Below are 20,243 nucleotides of genomic sequence, written 5' to 3' on the forward strand. Positions count from 1 at the left end.
ACCGCCCATCCTGGCAGCGATCAGCGCGTTCCCGCGACCGATTTGTCCGCCAACGCCGACCGCCGGTAGCCGTAGAACGCGTAGAGCAGCAGGCCGACGATCATCCAGCCGACGAAGCGCGCCCAGGTGACCCAGTCGAGCTGGCTGATCAGCCAAATCGAGAAGACCACGCCGATCCCCGGCACCACCGGCACCCACGGGCAGCGGAATCCCCGCTCCAGGTCGGGACGTTGGCGGCGCAGCACCACCACCGACACCGCGACGACGATGAACGCCACCAGGATGCCGATGTTGGTCAGCTCCGCCGCCTCCCGGATCGGCAACAGTCCCGCGATCAGCGCCGACACCACGCCGACCACCCAGGTGACCCGGTGCGGCACCTTGCGCACCGCGTGGGTCTTGGCGAACCAGGCGGGCAACAGCCCGTCGCGGCTCATCGCGAACCACACCCGCGTCACCGCCAGCATGTTGGCGAACATCGACGTCACGATGCCGAACACCGCGCCGACCGCGACGATCAGTGCTAGGCCGGGCAGGCCGACCGACGCCAACGCGCCGGAGAACGGGCTGCGGATGTCGATCTCGCTGTAGTGCTGCATTCCCAGCAGCACCACGCACACCAGCACGTAGATGACCGTCGCGATGCCCAGCGAGTAGATGATCGCGCGCGGCATCGCCCGCCGGGCGTCGGCCGATTCCTCCGCCGCCGCGCTCATCGCGTCGTAGCCGTAGACGGCGAAGAAGGCCGTGGCCGCGCCGGTGACCGCGCCGCCGAGCCCGTAGGGCAGGAACGGCGTGTAGTTGCCCGCGTTGATGTGGAATGCGCCCGCCACCACGACGACGAGGACCAGCACGATCTTCATCACCACCAGCGCGGTCTCGACCCGCGCCGAGGACTTCGCGCCGCGGTTGAGCAGCCACGCCAGCAGCAGGCACAGCAGCATCGCGAACAGGTCGACCACGTGGCCGTCGCCGGTGCCGGGCGCGCCCAGCATCCAGGCGGGCAGGTCCAGCCCGAGCTGACCCACCAGGTAGGACAGGTAGCCGGAGACACCGATGGCGACCACCGCGACGATCGCGGTGTACTCCAGCAGCAGGTCCCAGCCGATCAGCCAGCCGGCCAGCTCGCCGAGCACCGCGTAGGCGTAGGTGTAGGCCGAGCCCGCTTTCGGGATCATGCTGGTGAATTCGGCGTAGCACAGCGCCGCGGCGGCACTGGCGAGCACCGCGATCAGGAACGAAAGCAGCACGCCGGGTCCGGCGAGCTCGTTCGCGACCACCCCGCTGAGCGAGAACACTCCGGCACCGACCAGGCCGCCAAGACTCAGCGCGGTCAGCTGCCAGGTGCCCATCACCCGTTTCAGGCCGGCTTCCTGCGGCGGATCGTCGATGTCGTCCACCGGTTTGCGCCGCAGCACGCCGCGGCCGTTCGCATCGATCATGGGGCCACCTCCGCCGAACGAGGGCGCGCGGCACCGCCCGGCGCACCTCGTCGGTGCGCCGGTGGTGCATCGCGCGGGGTTACAAGGTGAAGCCGGTCGGGAACGGGTCGGTCGGGTCCAGCAGGTACTGGGCCATGCCGGTGATCCAGGCCCGGCCGGTGATCGTCGGCACCACCGCCGGGCGGTCGCCGACCTGCGCGGTGTCCACGAGCCTCCCGATGAACCGGGTGCCGATCAGGGATTCGTTGACGAAATCCGCATTCAGCCCGAGCTGCCCGCGCGCGTGCAGCTGCGCCATGCGCGCGGAAGTGCCGGTGCCGCAGGGAGATCTGTCGAACCAGCCGGGGTGGATCGCCATCGCGTGCCGGGAGTGCGCGGCGTCGCTGCCGGGCGCTTCGAGGTAGACGTGCTTGCAGCCCGTGATGTTCGCGTCGAGCGGGTGCTGCGGGCGGCGCTGCTCGTTGATGGCCGCCATGATCGCCAGCCCGGCGTCCAGCATCCGGCCCTTTTCGGCCTTGTCGAAGGGAATTCCGAGATCTGCCAGCGACGTGATCGCGTAGAAGTTGCCGCCGAAGGACATGTCGTAGCGCACTTCGCCGATCCCCAGCACCCGCACCGCGGCGTCCAGCTCCACGGCGAACGACGGCACGTTGCGGATGGTCACCGACTCCGCCTGGCCGTCGCGCACCGCCACCTCGGCCACCACCAGCCCGGCCGGGGTGTCGAGCCGGACCGTGGTGACCGGCTCGACCACCTCGACCATCCCGGTCTCCACCAGCACGGTGGCGACGCCGATGGTGCCGTGCCCGCACATCGGCAGGCAGCCGGAGACCTCGATGTAGATGACGCCCCAGTCGGCGTCGCCGCGCGTCGGCGGCTGCAGGATCGCGCCGCTCATCGCCGAGTGCCCGCGCGGCTCGTTCACCAGCAGCTGCCGGATGTGGTCGAGGTTGTCGACGAAGTACCGGCGCTTGTCGGCCATCGTCTCGCCCGGCACGACGCCGACGCCGCCGGTGATCACCCGCGTCGGCATGCCTTCGGTGTGCGAGTCGACGGCGCTGAAGTAACGGCGCGACCGCATCATTTCTCCTTGCTCTGCAAGTACTTCACGGCGCGATCCATGTCGGCGTCGACCTGCGCCAGCATCGCCTCGGGCAGCGGGCCGCGCGGCGGGCGGCAGGGCCCGCCGAAGCGGCCGACGATCTCCATGCCGCGCTTGATGGCCTGCACGAACTCGGTGCGCGAGTCCCACCTGAACGCCGCCACCAGCGGCTCGTACAGCGCCCGCGCCTCCTCGACCTTGCCCGCGCGGGCCAGCTCGTAGAGCCGCACCGATTCGGCCGGGAAGACGTTCGGGAATCCGGCGAACCAGCCGCCCGCGCCCATCAGCAGCGATTCCAGCACCACGTCGTCGGCGCCGGACACCACGTTCAGCCCGGGCGCCTGCTCGCGGATCTCCAGCACCCGCCGGACGTCGCCGGAGAACTCCTTGATCGCCGCGATGTTGTCGATCTCGGCGATCTCGCGAACCACGTCGGGAGTGAGGTCGACCTTGGTGTCGATCGGGTTGTTGTAGACCATCACGGGCAGGCCCACGGCCGCGACCTGCTCGAAGTGGTGCAGGAGCTCGCCCCTGTTGGCGCGGTAGATCGTCGGCGGCAGGCACAGCAGCCCGTCCGCGCCGTCCTCGGCGGCGAGCTCCGCCCAGTGCCGGGCCTCGTGCGCACTCGGCGCGTGCACGCCGACGATGACCGTCGCCCGGTCGCCGACGGTCGCGATCGCGGTCTGGGCGACCTTGCGGCGCTCGTCGTGTGTCAGCGACGAGTACTCGCCGAGGGAACCGTTGGGACCGACGCCGTGGCAGCCGTTGTCGACCACCCAGCGGCAGTGCTCGGCGTAGCGGTCGTAGTCCACTCGCAGGCCGGCCGGGGCCGACGCGTCTTCGGCGTAGGGCAAGGCGGTCGCGACGACGACACCACCGAGATCGTTGCTGGAAGTCACTTCTCCTCCTCGTCACGGGTTGGGATGCTGGCCAGGTCGGCGAGCCGGATCGGCGCTGCGATCGGCCGCCGAGCAGGGGTTTCCGGGTCCGGGAGCGGTTCGCCGAGCAGCCGCGCGGCGAGATCGGTCGCGTTCTGCCCGCAGATCCGGCCCTGGCATGGGCCGAGGCCGACCCGGCAGAGCAGCTTCAGCGAGCGGGCGCTGTGCGCGGCGCGCTGCTGCACGGCCTCTTCCAGTTCGCGGTACGGGACTTCTTCGCACCGGCACACGAGCGTGTCGGGCTCCAGCCACTCGAACCAGCCTGATCCGATCGGATGGGTCTGGGCGAGCGCCCGGGCGAATCTCCGTCCACTGCGGACTTTCATGAGTGCTTGGCGTGCTTGGGTTCGCACCTGGTTCCAGCTGGCGGCACCGACGTGCACGGCTGCGGCGAGCCCGGCGACGACGCCTTCGGCTGCGGCGAGCTCGGCACCGCCGATGCCGGTCGCTTCACCGGCCGCGAACACTCCCGGCGCGGACGTCCGCTGCGCCGCATCGACCTCGACGAATCCGTCGACGACGCGGCAGCGCGCGGCCAGCGCCAGCTCCAGCTGCGGCACGAAGCCGTGCCCGACGCACAGGGCATCGACCTCGATCCGGCGCTGGGTACCGGGAATCGGCCGCCAGTCGGCATCCACTTTGGACGTCACGACCTCCCGCACCCGGTCGTCGCCGTGCGCCGCGATGACGGCGGTGCGAGTCCGGTACGGCACGCGCCCGGCGAAGCGAGCCGCGTAGCCCGCGAGCTCCCGGAGCTTTCCGAGCTGCCCGGCGGCCGCCGGCTGTCGCAGCCACGCGGCCGGGTTTCCGGCCTCCAGCACGCCGACGACCTCGGCGCCCACGTCGAGCAGCGACTCTGCGACCGGCAGCAGGAACGGCCCCGTCCCGGCGACCAGCACCCGGTGCCCGACCGCGATCCGCTGGCCCTTCGCCATCGCCTGCGCGGCCCCGGCGCTGAACACCCCGGGCAGGTCCCAGCCGGGGAACGGGAGAACCCGGTCGTGCGCCCCGGTGGCCAGCACCAGCGCATCGGCGCGCAGCGCCGTAAGCTGCCGGTCCGGCGCATCGGCGGGTCCACTTTGGATGTTGATCCACCGGTCCGGTTCCAGCGACCACACCGTGCTGCCCGGCAGGTAGCGGATCCTCGGATTCGCCAGGACCTCGTCCCGGATCGCCCGGAACGACCGCCAGTCGTGCTGGACGCGTTCCGGTCGCTGCGCCGCGAACTGCTCCGGGAGCTGGCGGTGGAACTGCCCGCCGAGCCGCTCGGCGGAGTCGACCAGCACCACCTCGGCACCGGCCCGCGCGGCTTGCACGGCGGCGTTCATTCCCGCGGGCCCGCCGCCGACGACCACGACGCTCATGCCTCGCCTCCCGGCAGTTCGGCCCCGTGCTGGGCGCGGATGACGTCGCCGGGCCCGACAACGCGCTGACACGCCCGCACGTCCGGCACGTCGTTCACAACCAGCAGGCAGTCGAAGCACGCGCCGATGCCGCAGAACAGCCCGCGCGGCCGCCCGTTCTGCCGGGTGCTGCGCCAGGATGTGCGGCCGATCGACATCAGCACGGCGGCGACCGTCTGCCCGGCGCGCGCGGCGACGTGTGCCCCGTCCACCTCGACGGCGAATTCCGCGGAGTACCGCGGCTCGACCGGATCCTGCCGGTCCGGTGCCAGGAACGGGCCCGTCACGCGCTCACCTCCTCGATCAGCCCGGGGCGGTCCACGCGGAACGGCTCCGGATCGACGTGCGGCGGGCGGCCGCCGAACAACTCCGCGAGCAGCTGGCCGGTCGCGGCGGAGAGCCCGACACCGGCGCCTTCGTGCCCGGTCGCGTGCCACAGCCCCGGAACCCGGGGATCGGCGCCGATCACCGGCAGGTGGTCCGGCGCATACGGCCGGAAGCCGCCGTAGGCGCGCATCACCGGCACCCGCCCCAGCACCGGGAACAACGCGGCCGCCTTGCCCGCGATCTCGCGCAGCACGTGCATCCGGACGGTGTCGTCGAAGCCGATGCGCTCCCGGCTGGACCCGATCAGCACGGTCCCGGCCCGGGTGCTTTCCACCACCGTCGAAGTCTGCAGCTCGGCGTCGCAGCTCTCCACCGCGCCGACGTAATCGGCGTCGTAGACCTTGTGCCGCACGGTGCCCGGCGGCACCGGCGCGGTCACCAGGACCATGCCCCGGCGAGGCAGCACCGTGATCGGCGCGCCCGCCAGCCTCGCAAAATCACCGGACCACGGGCCACACGCGTTCACCACTGCCCCACAAGGCAAAACGCTGCTGCCCATGCGCACACCCGTCACCCGGCCATCGCGGCCGCGCACCACGCCGGTAGCGGCGGTTCCCGAGCGGAGCGTTCCGCCGCGCCGGCGCACGGCCGCGAGCAGCGCCGATGCCGCGAGGACTGGCTGCACCTGGGCGTCTTCGGGATAGTGCACCGCCAGCGTCGTTCGCCGCGTGAGGTGCGGTTCGAGCTCGAACACCGCGCCGGACGGCAGAACCCGCGCATCCACGCCCGCGTCGCGCTGCTCCGCGGCGAACGCCGTCAGCGCATCCGCTCCGTCCACAGTGGTCGCCGCGACTACGCCGCCCTTGGGCTCCCACTCGAAGTCGGCGCCGAGCTCCTCGCGCAGGCTCCGCGCCAACTCCGGCCAACGCCTCCGGCTCGCCTGGGCCAGCCGGAGCTCCGCGCCCGGCGGCTTGTCCGAGACCAGCACGTTGCCCTCGCCTGCAGCCGTCGTGCCCGTCGCGAGCGCACCGCGATCCAGCACGTCGACGACGTATCCGGCCGCGCTCAGCGCCTCGGCGCAGGCCGCGCCGACGATCCCGGCGCCGACCACCACGATGTCGGGAAACTGCCCCATAGCCACCACCAACGTTCACTAAAATGAACGCGACAGACGCTAAACCCCGATGTGACCCAGGTCAACCCCTAGCCGAGGCCCGGGTGGTGGCGGAGCATCGGGCTGTCGGCCTCGCTGGGGTACTCCAGCAGCAGCACCGAGGTCACCGGGCCGCCGACCGTCTCGTAGGTGTGCGGCAGCTGCGCCGGGAAGCACACGTAGTCCCCCGGCCCCAGCTCGTAGGGCGCGTCGGCAGGCCCGACGCGCAGCTTTCCTTCCGTGACCACAACGTGTTCCCGGCCGGGATGCCCGTCGGAGCGCTGCACCTCGCCGGGCCGCACGCGCTGGTCGTAGACCTCCACCACCGCCGACGTCAGGTCGAGCCGGCGCAGCATCCGCAGGTCGACGGCGTTGCTGCTGAGCACCTCCAGGCCCGCGGAACGCACCAGCACCACGTCGGGCTCGGTGCGCTCGGTCAGCAGGGTCGATACCGGCACCTGCAAAGCGTTCGACAAACTGAACACCGTCTGGATGGTGGGGTTGCCGACGCCGGACTCCAGCTGCGACAGCGTGCCCTTGGCGATCCCGGACCGCCGGGCCACCTCGGACAGCGACAGCGCCTGCTCGGCCCGCAGCGCCCGCAGATTGGCCGCCAGCACCCGGACGGCCTCCATCTGCGCCATCAAGCACCTCCCAAGACCCGGAACGTGCCCGCAGCTTAACCACCGGTCACCGACCGCCAACCGGCCGCGCGACGCCCGGTTTTGCGAATAGCGGGATTTCCTTGCTCGTCGGTCGGGCGCAAGCGCACCGTAATCGACACGGCGTTCGCCGGAGATGCCCCGAGAACAACTCCGGCGAACGCCCTGCCAACTACCAGGCCGCGAGACCGGGCAGCTCCCCCGTCCTGCCCGGGCGCTCGCGGCCCGCACCCGGTTCGCGGTGCCGATTCCAAGGGGCTCAGATGCTCAAACACGTCCTGGATGTGGTGGATCTCCTCGACGATCCGTCGGTCACCGGCGCCCGCGTGGTCGCCTACCTCGACGAGGTGGCCGGCGGGTCCGGGCCGGCCACCAGCACCACCGTTGAAGGCCACCAGGGCACGACCGACTTCGTGCAGGTCCGCATCCCCGGCACGCGGGGCAAGGCGGCCGGCGGCGACGCCCCGACGCTGGGCGTCGTGGGGCGGCTCGGCGGCATCGGTGCCCGCCCGGAGGTGACCGGGTTCGTCTCCGACGGCGACGGCGCCGCCGCGGCCATCGCGGCCGCGGCGAAGCTGCTGTCGATGCGCGCCCGCGGCGACGTGCTGCCGGGCGACGTCCTGATCAGCACCCACGTGTGCGCGGACGCGCCGACCCGGCCGCACGAGCCGGTGCCGTTCATGGACTCCCCGGTCGGGATCGCCACCATGAACGCCCACGAGGTCAGCGACGACATGGACGCGGTGCTGTCCATCGACACCACCAAGGGCAACCGGGTCATCAACCACAAGGGCCTCGCGCTGTCGCCGACGGTCAAGCAGGGCTGGGTGCTGCGGGTGTCGGACCGGCTGGGCACCCTGCTGGAGACCGTCACCGGCGAACCGCTGGTGACCTACCCGGTGACCACCCAGGACATCACGCCCTACGGCAACGGCGTTTACCACATCAACTCGATCCTGCAGCCGGCCACCGCGACCGGCGCGCCGGTGGTGGGCCTGGCGATCGTGGCCGCCACCGCCGTGCCCGGCTGCGCCACCGGCGCCAGCCACGAGACCGACATCGCGTCGGCCGCGCGCTACGCCGTCGAGGTCGCCAAGGAGTTCGGCGCGGGCCAGTTGGCCTTCCACGACCAGGCCGAGTTCGACACCCTCATCGCCCGCTACGGCTCCCTCGCCCACCTGCAGACCATGGGCGACCTGCCCGCCGAGGAGGAATGATGGGCGCGGCGCAGTCCGCCGAGACCGCGCCGGGCAAGCAGATCGGCAACGACGACTACTCGCTGCGCCGCGTCCCGCAGGACGCGCGCTACGGGTTCGGTTCGATGCTGCTGCAGTGGCTCGGGCAGTCCGGCTCGCTCTCCCAGTTCGTGCTGGGTGCCTCGCTGGGCATCGCGATGGGGTTCTGGGACGCCTTCTGGGCGTTCACCCTCGGCGCGGTGCTGCTGGAGATCGTGATCTTCCTGGTCGGCCTGGCCGGCCAGCGCGAGGGCCTGGCGATGACCATGCTCACCCGCTTCGCCGGGTTCGGCCGCAACGGCTCGGCGCTGGTCAGCCTGGTCATCGCGATCAGCATGGTCGGCTGGTTCGGCGTGCAGAACGGCATCTTCGGAAAGAGCATGCAGTCGCTGGTCGGCGGCCCGATCTGGCTGTGGTGCGCGATCTCCGGCGCGGTGCTGACCGCGCTGGTGATCTACGGCTTCAAGTACATGATGTGGCTGGCCAAGATCGCCGTGCCGCTGTTCTTCGCACTGGTGGCCTGGAGCGTGATCACCACGCTCTCGCAGCACTCCATCGGCGACCTGATCGCCCGCGAGCCGACCGCGGCGGCGCTGTCCATCCCGGCGGCGGCGACCATCGTGGCGGGCGGGTTCATGTCCGGCGCGGTCGTCGCACCCGACATGACCCGCTACAACCGCAAGGGCTGGCACGTCCTGCTGCAGAGCTCGTGCTCGATGATCCTCAGCGAGTACATCGTCGGCATGACGGGCGTGCTGCTCGGGCAGCTGGTCGGCAGCAAGGACGTGACCTCGATCGTGCTGTCCACGTCCGGGTTCGTCGGGCTGGTCATCGTGATCCTGTCCACCGCGAAGATCAACGACTGGAACCTCTACGCCTCCTCGCTGGGCGTGGTGAACTTCGCGGACACGGTCTTCGGCAAGCGCCTGCACCGCGCGACGGTGACGCTCGTGATCGGCGTGCTCGGCACCGTGCTGTCCGCGATGGGTTTCCTGGACCACTTCACCGAGTTCCTGAAGATCCTCGGCGTGGCGATCCCGCCGATCGGCGGCATCATCGTCGCCGAGTACTGGGTGGCGCGCCGGATGCGCGGCGAGCTCGACCGCACCCGCCCGACCGGCACGCTGCCTGACAAGGTGGCCACCTGGGTGCCGGCGACGCTGGTGGTGTGGGCGGCCGGCTTCAGCGTCGGCTTCTTCGTCGACGCGGGCATCCCGGCGCTCAACTCGCTGCTGACCGGATTCCTGCTCTACACGGTGCTGTCCTTCGCCGGACTGGTGCGCCCGGTGGGGACTTCGACGCTGGAAGGACGCAAGTCATGAGCGTGGCCGAGGACGAGGTCGTCGACCTCTGCCGGGACCTGATCCGCATCGACACCTCCAACCCGACCAGCAACGAGCGCGCGGCGGCCGAGTACGTCGCGGCGAAGCTCGCCGAGGTCGGCATCGAGTCCACATTGGTCGAAAGCGCGCCGGGGCGGGCCAGCGTGATCGCCCGCATCGAAGGCGAGGACCCGTCGCGGGGCGCGCTGCTGATGCACGGCCACCTCGACGTGGTTCCGGCGGACGCCGGCGAGTGGACCTTCGACCCGTTCGGCGGCGAGATCCACGACGGTTGCCTGTGGGGCCGCGGCGCGATCGACATGAAGGACTTCGACGCGGTGATCCTCGCGGTCGCCCGGGAATTCGGCCGCACCGGCCGGAAACCGCCGCGCGACATCGTGTTCGGCTTCCTCGCCGACGAGGAGGACGGCGGCAAGTTCGGCTCGCACTGGCTGGTGCGCAACCGGCCGGAGCTGTTCGACGGCGTCACCGAGGCGATCACCGAAGGCGGCGGCGTGTCGTTCGACCTGGGCAACGGCCAGCGGCTGTACCCGATCGAGAACGCGCAGCGCGGCCAGGCGTGGCTGCGGCTGATCGCCACCGGCAGGGCCGGGCACGGCTCCTCGCCGAACGACGAGAACGCCGTCACCGACCTGGCGGAGTCGCTGGCCCGCATCGGCAGGCACCGGTTCCCGGTGCGGCTGATCGAGCCCGTCCGGGTGCTGCTGGAGCGGGCCGCCGAACTCCTCGGCACCGACTTCGATCCGTCCGATGTGGATGGAAGCCTGGCGAAGATGGGCCCGGCGGCCGACCTGGTGAACGTGATCCTGCGCAACTCGGCGAATCCCACGATGATCGAGGGCGGCTACCAGACCAACGTCATCCCGGGCAAGGCCACGGCCGCGGTGGACGGGCGGTTCCTGCCGGGCCACGAGCAGGAGTTGCTGGACACCATCGACTCCCTGCTGCTGCCGTCGGTGCGCCGCGAGTTCATCCACCACGACGTGGCGATGCAGACGGAGTTCGCCGGCACCCTGGTCGACGCGATGTGCGCGGCAATCCGGGCGGAGGACCCGAACGGCCACCCGACGCCGTACTGCAACGCGGGTGGCACCGACAACAAGGCGTTCGCCACGATCGGCATCAACGGCTTCGGCTTCAAGGCCCTCCGGGTGCCGCCGGAACTGCCGTACTCGCGGATGTTCCACGGGGTGGACGAACGAATCCCGCTGGAGTCGCTGCGCTTCTCCACCCGAGTGATGCAACGCCTCCTGCAAACCTGCTGAAACGCGTTGTCGTGAGTGGCAACGGTCGCCCGAACGTGCCGTTGCCACTCACGATCCACCCGCCGTAATCTGCATTGGTTCAGCGGCATCCAGCTCGCGCCGCCGTCTTCCCGCTTCGCCGTTCGCGCACCAAGCACGTGATGGTCAACAAGGCAGGAGGCACTGCATGAGCTCGCACGCGCTGCCCGGCAGCGACACCGACCGGATCTGGACCAACTGGGGCGGCAATCAGACCTGCACCGCGGCGGTTTTCGCCCGGCCCCGCGACGAAACCGAAGTCCTCGCCGCCGTCCGGCACGCGATCGACCGGGGCCTGAACGTCCGGGTCGCCGGCTCCGGGCACTCCTTCACCCCGGTGGTGCCCACCGGCGGCATGCTGCTCGACCTGACGCGGCTGACCGGGGTGACCGGGGTGACCGCGACCGATCCGCAACGGCTGCGGGCCACGGCGCTGGCCGGGACCACCGTCGGCGACTTCGGCGCGCCGCTGTGGGACGCAGGGCTGTCGCTGACCAACCAGGGCGACATCGACAAGCAGGTCATCGCCGGGGCGATCGCCACCGGCACGCACGGCTCCGGCATCGACCTGCCGAGCTTCTCCGCCGCGCTGCGGCGAGTCCGGCTGGTCGACGGCCACGGCGAGGTCGTCGAGATCGACGAGGGCGACGCGCGGCGGCTGCACGCCGCGCAGGTGGCCATCGGCTCGCTCGGCGTGATGCTGGAGGTCGAGCTGGCCGTCTCGCCCGCCTACCACCTGACCGAGGAGATCAGCTACCGGCCGTGGCAGCAGATCGTCGAATCGTGGGACGAACTGATCGCCGGGCATCGCCACTTCTCGTTCTTCTGGTGCCCCGCCGACGAATCCGCCGACCTCTACCAGCTGCCCGCGCCGCCGGACCAGCCGATGGCCGACCACTGCTACGTCAAGCTCTACGACGAGGCCGAGATCGACGAGCCCGCCGGGATCGTCACCACCGAAGGCCACCGGGTGGACCGCGCCTACCGGATCTACCCGGGCGGTTTCGACACGCCGTTCCACGAGATGGAGTACATGGTCCCGGCCGAGCACGGGCTCGAAGCCGTCTCGGCGATCCGGGAGCTGATGCGCACCGGACATCCCGACCAGCGCTATCCCATCGAGGTCCGGTGGACCGCCGCCGACGAGGCGTACCTCTCGCCGAACCACCGGCTCGCGACGACCGTCATCTCCGTCTCCGGCGCCCCCGGCACCGACTACTGGCCGTTCCTGCGCGCGGTCGACGAGCGGCTGCGCGAGTTCCGGGCCCGGCCGCACTGGGGCAAGTTGCACTTCATGACCCGCGACCGGATGGCCGAGCTGTTCGACGAGTTCGACACCTTCCTCGACGTGCGTCGCGAGTTCGACCCGAACGGCACCTTCCTCAACGACCACCTGCGCCCCCTGCTGGGCTGACCCGCGAGGAGGTCCGAGATGGAGCTCGTGGGCAATTCGATCATCTACCTGATGATGGCCTTCGTCGCGATCGGCGCGGTGGCGGCGATCCGCGACGCCGACGGCGGGATGGGCCGGGAGTTCAAGGAGGGCCTGCACGCCATCGGGCAGATCTTCATCCCGGTGGCGGGGATCATGGCCGCGATCCCCTACCTGTCCGCGTTCGTCGAGTCGGCGGCGGGACCGGTGTTCGGCGCGATCGGCGCGGATCCGGCGATCGCGGCGACGAGCCTCATCGCGGTGGACATGGGCGGATACCAGCTCGCCCAGGCCACCGCGAACTCCACCGGCGGCTGGATCATGGCGACCATCGTCGGCTACCTGGCCGGGGCGACGATCATCTTCACCATCCCGGTGGGACTGGCGGTCCTGGACCGCCGCGATCACCGCTTCCTGGCGCTGGGCGTGATGTCGGGCATCCTCACGGTGCCGGTCGGCGTCCTGATCAGCACCTCGATCCTGCTGGCCACCGGCACGACGGTGCGCGGCGAGGTCTCCGCCGACGCGCCGTCGGACGCCGCACTGTCCGGTTTGGACACGACGTCGATGCTGCTGAACCTGCTGCCGCTGGCAGTGTTCGTGGTCGTGCTGGCGCTGGCCCTGCGGTTCTGGCCGGCGACGATGATCCGGCTGTTCATCTGGTTCGGCCGCTTCCTGGACGCGGCGCTCAAGATCGTGCTGGCGCTGTCGATCATCGAACACTTCACCGGCCTGTTCTCGGCGGTGCTGGGCGCCTGGGGCTTCGACCCGATCATCGCTGACGCCGACGACCAGTACCGGGCGTTGGAGGTGGCGGGCAACATCGGGATCATGCTGGCCGGCGCGTTCCCGATGGTTTACGTGCTGCGCAAGGGTTTGGCCCGCCCGCTGGGCGCGTTGGGCCGCCGGATCGGGATGAGCCCGGAAGGAACGGCGGGCCTGCTCGCGGCGTCGGCGAACGTGCTGGCGCTGTTCCGCCTGATCGGGCACATGCCGCCCAAGGACAAGGTGCTGTGCATCGCCTACGCGGTGTGCGCGGCCTTCCTGGTCGGCGACCACCTGGCGTTCACGGCGAACTTCCAGCCCAACCTGATCCTGCCCCTCCTGGCGGGCAAGCTGGCGGGCGGAGTCCTGGCGATCCTGCTGGCCCACCTGATCGCCCTGCCGGCGATCCGGACCGCGGAATCCGAGTCGGTGGCGGGGTGAAGCGAAGGGCACCTCCGACCGGAGTCGGAGGTGCCCTCGCTTCGGGGGATCGCCGGTTACGACTGGGGGAACTGCTCGGCGTAGGTCTTGACCGCCGTCGCGATCGCCTGGAAGTTGCGGTCCAGGGCCTGCTGGTCGACGTTGGTGATCGTGTCGCAGGACTGGTGGTAGCAGGAGTCGTAGGCCTGGCCCGCCTGGCCGCCCCACTTCTCCGCCTGCTCCGGCGTCTTCGTGTCCTCGGCTCCGGTGAAGGTGCCGCCGGCCGGGATGCCGACCTCGATGAACGGGCCGTAGTCGGAGCGGCCGTCGAAGTCCGTGCCCTCGGTGGCCACCCCGGCCGCCGCGAGGGCGTCGTTGAGGAGCTTCTCGATCTCCGCCGAGCCCTCCGGGCCCGGGCCGGCGCCTTCGCCGTCGGAGTCGTCGCCGTCGTAGGTGAAGTAGCCCGCGTTCGGCGAGCCGACCATGTCGAAGTTCAGGTACGCGACGATCTTGCCGCGCTCCGCTTCGGGCAGGTTCTGCACGTAGTGCGACGAGCCGACCAGGCCCTGCTCCTCGGCGCCCCAGAACGCGAAGCGCAGCTTGTTCTTCGGCGTCGCGCCGCTGCCCGCGTAGTCCAGGGCGGCCTGCAGGATCGCCGCCGAGCCGGTGCCGTTGTCGTTGATCCCCGCGCCCCTGCTGACGCTGTCCAGATGGGCGCCGAACATCACCACGCGGTTCGCGTCGCCGCCCGGGGTTTCGGCGAGCAGGTTGTACGTCGTGCCGCCGATGGAGTCGAATTCCTGGATCGTGGTAGCGAATCCGGCGGCATCCAGCTGAGCCTTGACGTAGTCCAGCGAGGCCTTGTAGCCAGGCTGGCCCGACGCCCGGTTGCCACCGTTGGCTTCGGCGATCTTCTGCAGCTCCTGCAGGTGGTCCTGGACCGCGGCGACGCCGGTCTGCGGTGCGCTGGCGGCCGTGGCCGGCAACACCAGAGCGGACGCTGCGGCCAGTGCCGCCGCGGTCGCCAGGAGTGGTCGTTTCGGCATGCTGCGCCCTTCCGTCGCTCGATCTTCGCTGCAGCGGAACGTAACGACGCGACGGTGCGCGCCGGGCGGTTTGACGTGAACTCGCCGCGTTTATCCGGAACGCGTTTTTCCCGGCTTTACCCGACTTTCCGGCGAAGTGTTCCGCACGAGTCCACTCGGCCGACACGAGGAATCCACCACGGATGCGGCCGATCGGCCTAATTTCACGGGGCCGACCGGCCAGCACAGGAGGAAATCAGCGCTCATGGATCGCCGATCGTTCATCGTCGGGGCGGGTGGCGCGCTCGCCGCCACCACCGCCCTCAGCTCCACCGCGCACGCGGCGCCGCCTCAGGCGAACGACAAGGTGCGCTTCAACATCATCAGCGACATCCAGGGCGACCTCGGCGATTTCGGCACGGCGCTGGACGACCTGGCCCGCATCAACCCGGGCAGCGCGGGGCTCGGCGTCGCGGGCGACATCACGCCGCGCGGCTACGACTTCGAATACGCGGCAGTTCGGTCCACATTGGACAAGCACGCGCATCCGAGGGAGGTGGCCTGGGCGATCGGCAACCACGAGTTCTACGTGCCGAAGTGGCGCGACCCCGACACGCTCGCGCAGGAGACCTGGCCCAACGGCACCACCGAGGACTCGCTGTTCCGCAGCTTCTTCAACTTCGCCGGCCGCAACACCATCTTCGCCGAGCACTCCTTCGGCGGAATCCCGGTGCTGAGCCTGGGAACCGAGCGCTACTCGCACTACCACGACCCGAAGCTGTGGGACGAGGTGTGGATCAGCGACCAGCAGTTCACCTGGCTGGAGCAGCGGCTCGACCACTGGGCGCGGTGGCGCAAGCCGGTCATGGTGCTGACCCACCACCCGCTGCCGAACACCGTCTCCGGCACGCACAACAAGCTCTACCGCAACGACTACCTGCAGCCCGACCGGTTGCTGGCGATCCTCGGCCGCCACCCCGACCTGTTCCTGTTCTCCGGGCACACGCACTGGAACCTGGAACTGTCGGACTGGGTGGTGCGCCGGGTGGTGCCGGGCACCGGCAACCTGGAGGGGTTCAACGTGGTCAACACCGGCGCGATCCAGGTCGGCTGGGAGGACGACGGCAAGGGCGGCGAGGTGTCCCTGGGCGGCGCGTTCAACCAGGGCCTGCAGGTCGAGGTCGACGCGCGCAACGTGGTCATCAAGGCGCGCGACTTCACCACCGGCACCTGGCTGAAGCAGATCACCGTCCCGCTGCACAACGGGTCGTAGAGATGGTTTGAATGGGTTTGCGTGGCGGTGCGGGTAGCGGCCCCCCTGCGGGAGTTACGGCCGCCGCCTGGACTGTGGGAGCCCCGACTTACGTATGTCCAATACGCGGCATCGGGGCTGTCCTCGCCAAGAACCCCGGCGGGGTGGGCACTGTCTGAGAACCCGCGGCGGTGCAAGCTGAGTCCCTCACCGCATGCGGCTGACGCCGCATCCTGAAACAGCCCCTTAGTCGGCGGCTCGTAACCAGCGGTGCGTCTTCGATCCGGCCGCCGGGCTGGCTATCCTTCAGGCGCAGGCCGAGCCGAGGGGGCGCCGTGGGCGAGTCAGGCGGCCGGGCGCGCGGCCCGGCCAAGGAGCACCGCACCGTCAGCCGGGTCACCACCATCCTGGAGACCGTAGCCGCCGACCCGCACGGAGTGCGGCTGAGCGTGCTCGCCGGGGCGCTGGACGCGCCGAAGACCTCGGTGCACGGCCTGGTGAAAGGCCTGGTGGCGACCGGATACCTGCAGGAGCAGGGCGGCGCCTACCTGCTGGGCCCGGCGGTCGGCGCGCTGCTGCCGACCCCGGGCACGCCACTGGTGGACGCGGCCCGGCCGACGATGCAGAAGCTGCGCGCGGAGTTCGACGAGACCGTCATGCTCGGCACGCTCGTGGGCGACTCGGTGGTGTACCTGGAGGCCATCGAGTCCACGCAGCTCATCCGCTATTCGGCCCCGCTGCGCAAGCGGCGCCCGCTCTACCCGACGAGCATCGGCAAGTGCATGCTCGCGAACCTGGACCGCGCCTCCCGCGAGGCGTATCTGCGCGAACACTTCCCCGACCCCGACGAGCGGGCCCGGGTCGAGAGCGAGCTCGCGGACATCGCCGCCGCCGGCGTCGCCTACAACCGGGGCGAGACGGTGCCGGACGTTTCCGCGGTGGCCGGGCCGGTGCTGTCGCACCGGGCCGACGCCGGCACGGCCGCGGTGTCGATCGCCGGGCCGACGACGCGGGTGGCTGACCGGCTCGACGAGATGGCCGTCGCGATGCGCGCGGCGGTCCAGGAGATCACCTACCGGCTCCGCTGACCGTGATCACAAATCCCGAACCGAGGCATTGACCTCCATCTTGGTCGAACTCCTAGCGTTGCGTCTGCAACGGGAAACGGCGCAAGGAGCTGGGAATGCACGCGATTCGGCAGTACGAGTTCGGCCCGGCGGGTGTCCTCCGCTACGAAGAGGTGCCCGACCCGAGCCCCGGCCCCGGGCAGGTGCGCATCGCGGTCGCCGCCGCCGGCGTGCACGTCATCGACACCGCGATCCGGCAGGGCATGCAGGGCGGGCCGTTCCCGCGGCCCGAGCTGCCGATGACGCCCGGCCGCGAGGTCGCCGGGGTGGTCGACGAGCTCGGCGCGGGCGTCGACGCGGAGTGGCTGGGGCGGCGCGTCGTCGCCCACCTCGGCATGGCCAGCGGCGGCTACGCCGAGCTGGCGGTCCGCGACGTCGAGGCGCTGCAGGTGCTGCCCGACGGCGTGGACTTCGACGCCGCGGTCGCGATGATCGGCACCGGGCGGACCACGATGTCCATCCTGCGCATCGCGCAGCCGACCGCCCACGACGTCGTGCTGGTCACCTCGGCCGCCGGCGGCATCGGCGCGCTGGCGGTGCAGCACGCCCGCAACGTCGGGGCGACCGTGGTGGGCACGGCCGGCGGGCCGGCGAAGGTCGCCAAGGTGCGGGAACTCGGCGCCGACATCGCCGTCGACTACACCGCCCCGGGCTGGCCGGAGACGGTGCGCCACGCGCTCGACGGGCGCGAGGTGAGCCTGGTGCTCGACGGCGCAGGTGGCGAGTACGGCCGGGCGGCCTTCGACCTGCTCGGCGCCGGCGGCCGGATCACGATGTACGGCAGGGAATTCGGCGAGCACCGGTTCACCTCCGACGACCTGATCGCTCGCGCGGTGGCCGCGAACGTCGCCCTCGGCCCGAACCTGTTGAAGCTGCCCGGCGGCATGCGGACGCTGGAGAACGAGGCGCTGGCCGCGCTCGCCGACGGCAGCCTGCGGCCGCTGGTGGGCACGCCGTTCGCGCTGGCCGACGCGGCGAAGGCGCACGCCGCGCTGGAGAACCGCGAAACCTACGGCAAGGTGGTGCTGCGTCCGCACCCGTGAGGCGGTAGTGATCAAGATCGTATAGCGGATACCGTCCGGTTTGTCGTAGGCTCCGGCGCTGGGGCGCTGTTCACCAGATCAACATGCTCCAGGAGGTAGGACCGTGGAACAGGTGGTTCTGCTCGACGAATCCGGTCACGCGATCGGAGTCGAGGACAAGGCGACCGTCCACCATCGCGACACACCACTGCACCTGGCCTTCTCCTGCTACGTGTTCAACGACAGGGGCGAGTTCCTGCTGACGCAGCGGGCGCACCACAAGCGCACCTTCCCGAGCGTGTGGACCAACACCTGCTGCGGCCATCCCGCGCCCGCGGAGGACATGAAGGCCGCGATCACCCGGCGGCTCGGCGAAGAACTCGGGCTCACCGTGCACGGCCTGGAGCTGGTGCTGCCAGGCTTCCAGTACCGCGCCACGATGCCCAACGGCGTGGTGGAGAACGAGAAGTGCCCGGTGTTCGTCGCCTTCACCGGCAGCACGCCGGAGCCGAACCCGGACGAGGTCGCCGAAACCCGTTGGGTGAACTGGAAGGAGTTCAGCTCCGCGGTGCTCGCCGGCGAGTCCGAGGTGTCGCCGTGGTGCTCGCTGCAGGTCCGCCAGCTGACCGAGCTGGGCCCGGAACCGGCCCAGTGGCCCAAGGGTTCGCCAGCGGGTCTGCCGCCCGCCGCCCACGTGAGCTGACCCCCACATTGCGGACATTTCCCCATCTCCGGTTAAGTTTAGCCAAGGCTAACTTGGCCGGAGATGGGGTAGGTCCATGTTCAACCGTGCTGGTGGTCATCGACCAGGGCGGCGGCGAGCAGCGGCTGGCGTCTGATCCGCTGTTCCAGACGCTGGAAGTGACCAAACGCGGCCACGTCATCACGGTCCCGTTCGAGGAAACCGGCATCGCGCTGGCGCACAACACCGTGCTCAGCATCCCGCACACCCTCGACACCGTCGTGCCGCTGATCGCCGAGAAGCTCGGCTGACCCTTGGACGCGGGAGCCGCGGTCAGGTGGCAGACGCCGCCGGCCGCAGCTCCCGCGACCAGCTCCACTCGCCCGGTTCCGGCGCACCGATCAGCTTCAGGCCTGCGCCGCGCAGCGTCCGCGCGATCGCGGTGTTGTCGACGTGGGTCTGCGCGGTGAGCGTGCCGATCCCGAGTTCCTCGGCCTGCTCGACCAGCTTCCGCGCCAGGGCCGTGCCGACGCCCTGCCGCTGCCAGTCGTCCCGGACCAGCAGCGCCAGCTCGCCGGAATCGCCGTCGTACATCAGGTTTCCCATGCCGATCACCTCGCCGTCCGGCGCCAGCGCCAGCAGCGACCGGCCCAGCGCCGGGGTCAGCAGGCGCAGCAGGCCGCGCTCCCCCAGTCCCGGGCCGGGGCTGAAGTAGCGCCGGTAGCGGGCCGCGCTGGAACAACGCTCGTGGAACGCGGAAACCAGTTCCACGTCCGCGCGGTCCGCCGGCCGGATCGTCAGCTCCGCCCCGCTCGCGGCGCGCGCGACATCCGAGAACGGCCGCACCCGCGCCCGGCAGCTGTCGGCCAGCTCGACCATCGCCCGCGCCCGCGCGAACTCCGCCGGCGTGAACGCGCCGCCGGGCCGCTCCAGCACCAGCACCCCGCCACCCGGATCCGCCAGGCACATCGCGCCGCCGCTGGACGAACCGGCCTCCTCCTGCCACCGGACCGCCACCTGCCCGAGCAGCGCGCGCAGCGCCCGGACCAGCTCGGTGCGGCCGTTGACCAGGTCGATCGCCAGGTTCGTGGCCCGGGTCGGCACGTCGTCGAGCTCGCGCACGTCCGCCCGCACCGCGGTCACGTCCCGGCCTCCGGCGGCCTCGACCGCGGCGACCAGTTCCCGGCCGCTCACCCGCGACGGCACGTGCAGCAGCACCTCGTCGACCACTCCGCCGGCGACGGGGTGGACCTGCATGGTCCGGATGTCCGCGCCAAGCGCGGCCAGCCCACCGGCCAGGTGCGCCAGCCGGCCCGGCGTGTCGGTCACCGACGCGCGCAGCCGCCACAGCGTCTGCTGCACGCTCACGACCTCCGGAACCCGCACTTCGGGCGCCGCGGGCACCTGCTGCCGACGCCACCACCACCGCCCGGTGGCCATCACCAGCAGGACGGCGCCGACGGACAGCAGCACCAGCGCCCCGCGGTCCTGCGCCCCGGTCGCGAACAGGTTCGCCGCCCCCGCCGCCAGGAACAACGCGGCCAGCTCGATGAGTTCGCGGGTCCAGTCCCCGCGTGCGTGGCGATGCTGTCGGGAAGTCATGCCACCATGCTTCCCGCGCCGTATTGCA

19 protein-coding genes are annotated in these 20,243 nt (G+C 70.9%); 10 read left to right on the plus strand and 9 right to left on the minus strand.

Annotated features, from left to right (window positions below):
* Positions 1-20: 20 nt before the first annotated feature.
* From AB0I53_RS25605 to AB0I53_RS25635, 7 genes are all read right to left on the minus strand, one after another.
* Positions 21-1,442, minus strand: a complete 1,422-nt coding sequence (locus tag AB0I53_RS25605) for an amino acid permease (RefSeq protein ID WP_358607782.1) — start codon at positions 1,440-1,442, stop codon at positions 21-23.
* Between the two features lie 79 nt (positions 1,443-1,521).
* Positions 1,522-2,523 (minus strand): proline racemase family protein, encoded by a 1,002-nt coding sequence (locus tag AB0I53_RS25610; protein WP_358607785.1) that lies wholly within the window; start codon positions 2,521-2,523, stop codon positions 1,522-1,524.
* Positions 2,523-3,443 (minus strand): dihydrodipicolinate synthase family protein, encoded by a 921-nt coding sequence (locus AB0I53_RS25615; protein WP_358607788.1) that lies wholly within the window; start codon positions 3,441-3,443, stop codon positions 2,523-2,525. The genes AB0I53_RS25610 and AB0I53_RS25615 overlap by 1 nt, the downstream gene beginning before the upstream one ends.
* Positions 3,440-4,846: an FAD/NAD(P)-binding oxidoreductase gene (locus AB0I53_RS25620; protein ID WP_358607791.1), complete on the minus strand. Its 1,407-nt coding sequence runs from the start codon at positions 4,844-4,846 to the stop codon at positions 3,440-3,442. The genes AB0I53_RS25615 and AB0I53_RS25620 overlap by 4 nt, the downstream gene beginning before the upstream one ends.
* Complete coding sequence (locus tag AB0I53_RS25625) at positions 4,843-5,157, minus strand: (2Fe-2S)-binding protein (RefSeq protein WP_358607953.1); 315 nt, start codon at positions 5,155-5,157, stop codon at positions 4,843-4,845. Before AB0I53_RS25625 ends, AB0I53_RS25620 begins: the two co-directional genes overlap by 4 nt.
* Positions 5,158-5,168: 11 nt before the next feature.
* Positions 5,169-6,347, minus strand: a complete 1,179-nt coding sequence (locus AB0I53_RS25630) for an FAD-dependent oxidoreductase (protein ID WP_358607794.1) — start codon at positions 6,345-6,347, stop codon at positions 5,169-5,171.
* Between the two features lie 68 nt (positions 6,348-6,415).
* A complete protein-coding gene (locus AB0I53_RS25635; protein WP_358607797.1) occupies positions 6,416-7,009 on the minus strand; it encodes an XRE family transcriptional regulator in 594 nt (197 codons plus the stop codon).
* A 281-nt stretch (positions 7,010-7,290) separates the two neighbouring features.
* Between AB0I53_RS25635 and AB0I53_RS25640 the strand changes: the two genes are divergently transcribed.
* From AB0I53_RS25640 to eutH, 5 genes are all read left to right on the plus strand, one after another.
* Positions 7,291-8,244 (plus strand): DUF1177 domain-containing protein, encoded by a 954-nt coding sequence (locus tag AB0I53_RS25640; RefSeq protein ID WP_358607800.1) that lies wholly within the window; start codon positions 7,291-7,293, stop codon positions 8,242-8,244.
* Complete coding sequence (locus tag AB0I53_RS25645; RefSeq protein WP_358607803.1) at positions 8,244-9,584, plus strand: cytosine permease; 1,341 nt, start codon at positions 8,244-8,246, stop codon at positions 9,582-9,584. The genes AB0I53_RS25640 and AB0I53_RS25645 overlap by 1 nt, the downstream gene beginning before the upstream one ends.
* Positions 9,581-10,870, plus strand: a complete 1,290-nt coding sequence (locus AB0I53_RS25650) for a M20/M25/M40 family metallo-hydrolase (RefSeq protein ID WP_358607806.1) — start codon at positions 9,581-9,583, stop codon at positions 10,868-10,870. The genes AB0I53_RS25645 and AB0I53_RS25650 overlap by 4 nt, the downstream gene beginning before the upstream one ends.
* A gap of 166 nt (positions 10,871-11,036) precedes the next feature.
* Complete coding sequence (locus tag AB0I53_RS25655; RefSeq protein ID WP_358607809.1) at positions 11,037-12,302, plus strand: D-arabinono-1,4-lactone oxidase; 1,266 nt, start codon at positions 11,037-11,039, stop codon at positions 12,300-12,302.
* An 18-nt stretch (positions 12,303-12,320) separates the two neighbouring features.
* On the plus strand, positions 12,321-13,526 hold the full coding sequence (gene eutH, locus AB0I53_RS25660) for an ethanolamine utilization protein EutH (RefSeq protein WP_358607811.1): 1,206 nt from the start codon (positions 12,321-12,323) through the stop codon (positions 13,524-13,526).
* A gap of 56 nt (positions 13,527-13,582) precedes the next feature.
* Here eutH and AB0I53_RS25665 read toward each other — a convergent pair whose 3' ends face one another.
* Entirely contained in the window at positions 13,583-14,551 is a 969-nt protein-coding gene (locus tag AB0I53_RS25665; RefSeq protein WP_358607813.1) for a M28 family metallopeptidase, read from the minus strand.
* A 244-nt stretch (positions 14,552-14,795) separates the two neighbouring features.
* On the opposite strand from AB0I53_RS25665, the gene AB0I53_RS25670 reads away from it, so the two are divergent.
* The 5 genes from AB0I53_RS25670 (at position 14,796) to AB0I53_RS25690 (ending at position 18,924) form a co-directional block, all read left to right on the plus strand.
* Positions 14,796-15,803, plus strand: coding sequence for a DUF4073 domain-containing protein (locus AB0I53_RS25670; protein ID WP_358607815.1), 1,008 nt, complete (start codon positions 14,796-14,798; stop codon positions 15,801-15,803).
* Positions 15,804-16,117: 314 nt separating this feature from the next.
* Positions 16,118-16,870, plus strand: a complete 753-nt coding sequence (locus AB0I53_RS25675) for an IclR family transcriptional regulator (protein WP_358607818.1) — start codon at positions 16,118-16,120, stop codon at positions 16,868-16,870.
* A 95-nt stretch (positions 16,871-16,965) separates the two neighbouring features.
* Positions 16,966-17,952 (plus strand): zinc-binding dehydrogenase, encoded by a 987-nt coding sequence (locus AB0I53_RS25680; RefSeq protein WP_358607821.1) that lies wholly within the window; start codon positions 16,966-16,968, stop codon positions 17,950-17,952.
* A gap of 103 nt (positions 17,953-18,055) precedes the next feature.
* A complete protein-coding gene (gene idi, locus AB0I53_RS25685; RefSeq protein WP_358607824.1) occupies positions 18,056-18,634 on the plus strand; it encodes an isopentenyl-diphosphate Delta-isomerase in 579 nt (192 codons plus the stop codon).
* A gap of 86 nt (positions 18,635-18,720) precedes the next feature.
* On the plus strand, positions 18,721-18,924 hold the full coding sequence (locus AB0I53_RS25690; RefSeq protein WP_358607826.1) for a hypothetical protein: 204 nt from the start codon (positions 18,721-18,723) through the stop codon (positions 18,922-18,924).
* 22 nt (positions 18,925-18,946) lie between these two features.
* Here the strand turns inward: AB0I53_RS25690 and AB0I53_RS25695 are convergent, their stop codons facing one another.
* Positions 18,947-20,215: a GNAT family N-acetyltransferase gene (locus tag AB0I53_RS25695; RefSeq protein ID WP_358607829.1), complete on the minus strand. Its 1,269-nt coding sequence runs from the start codon at positions 20,213-20,215 to the stop codon at positions 18,947-18,949.
* Between the last annotated feature and the right edge of the window lie 28 nt (positions 20,216-20,243).

Origin of the sequence: Saccharopolyspora sp. NPDC050389 (genome assembly GCF_040655595.1) — a bacterium.
Classification (GTDB): Bacteria; Actinomycetota; Actinomycetes; order Mycobacteriales; family Pseudonocardiaceae; genus Saccharopolyspora.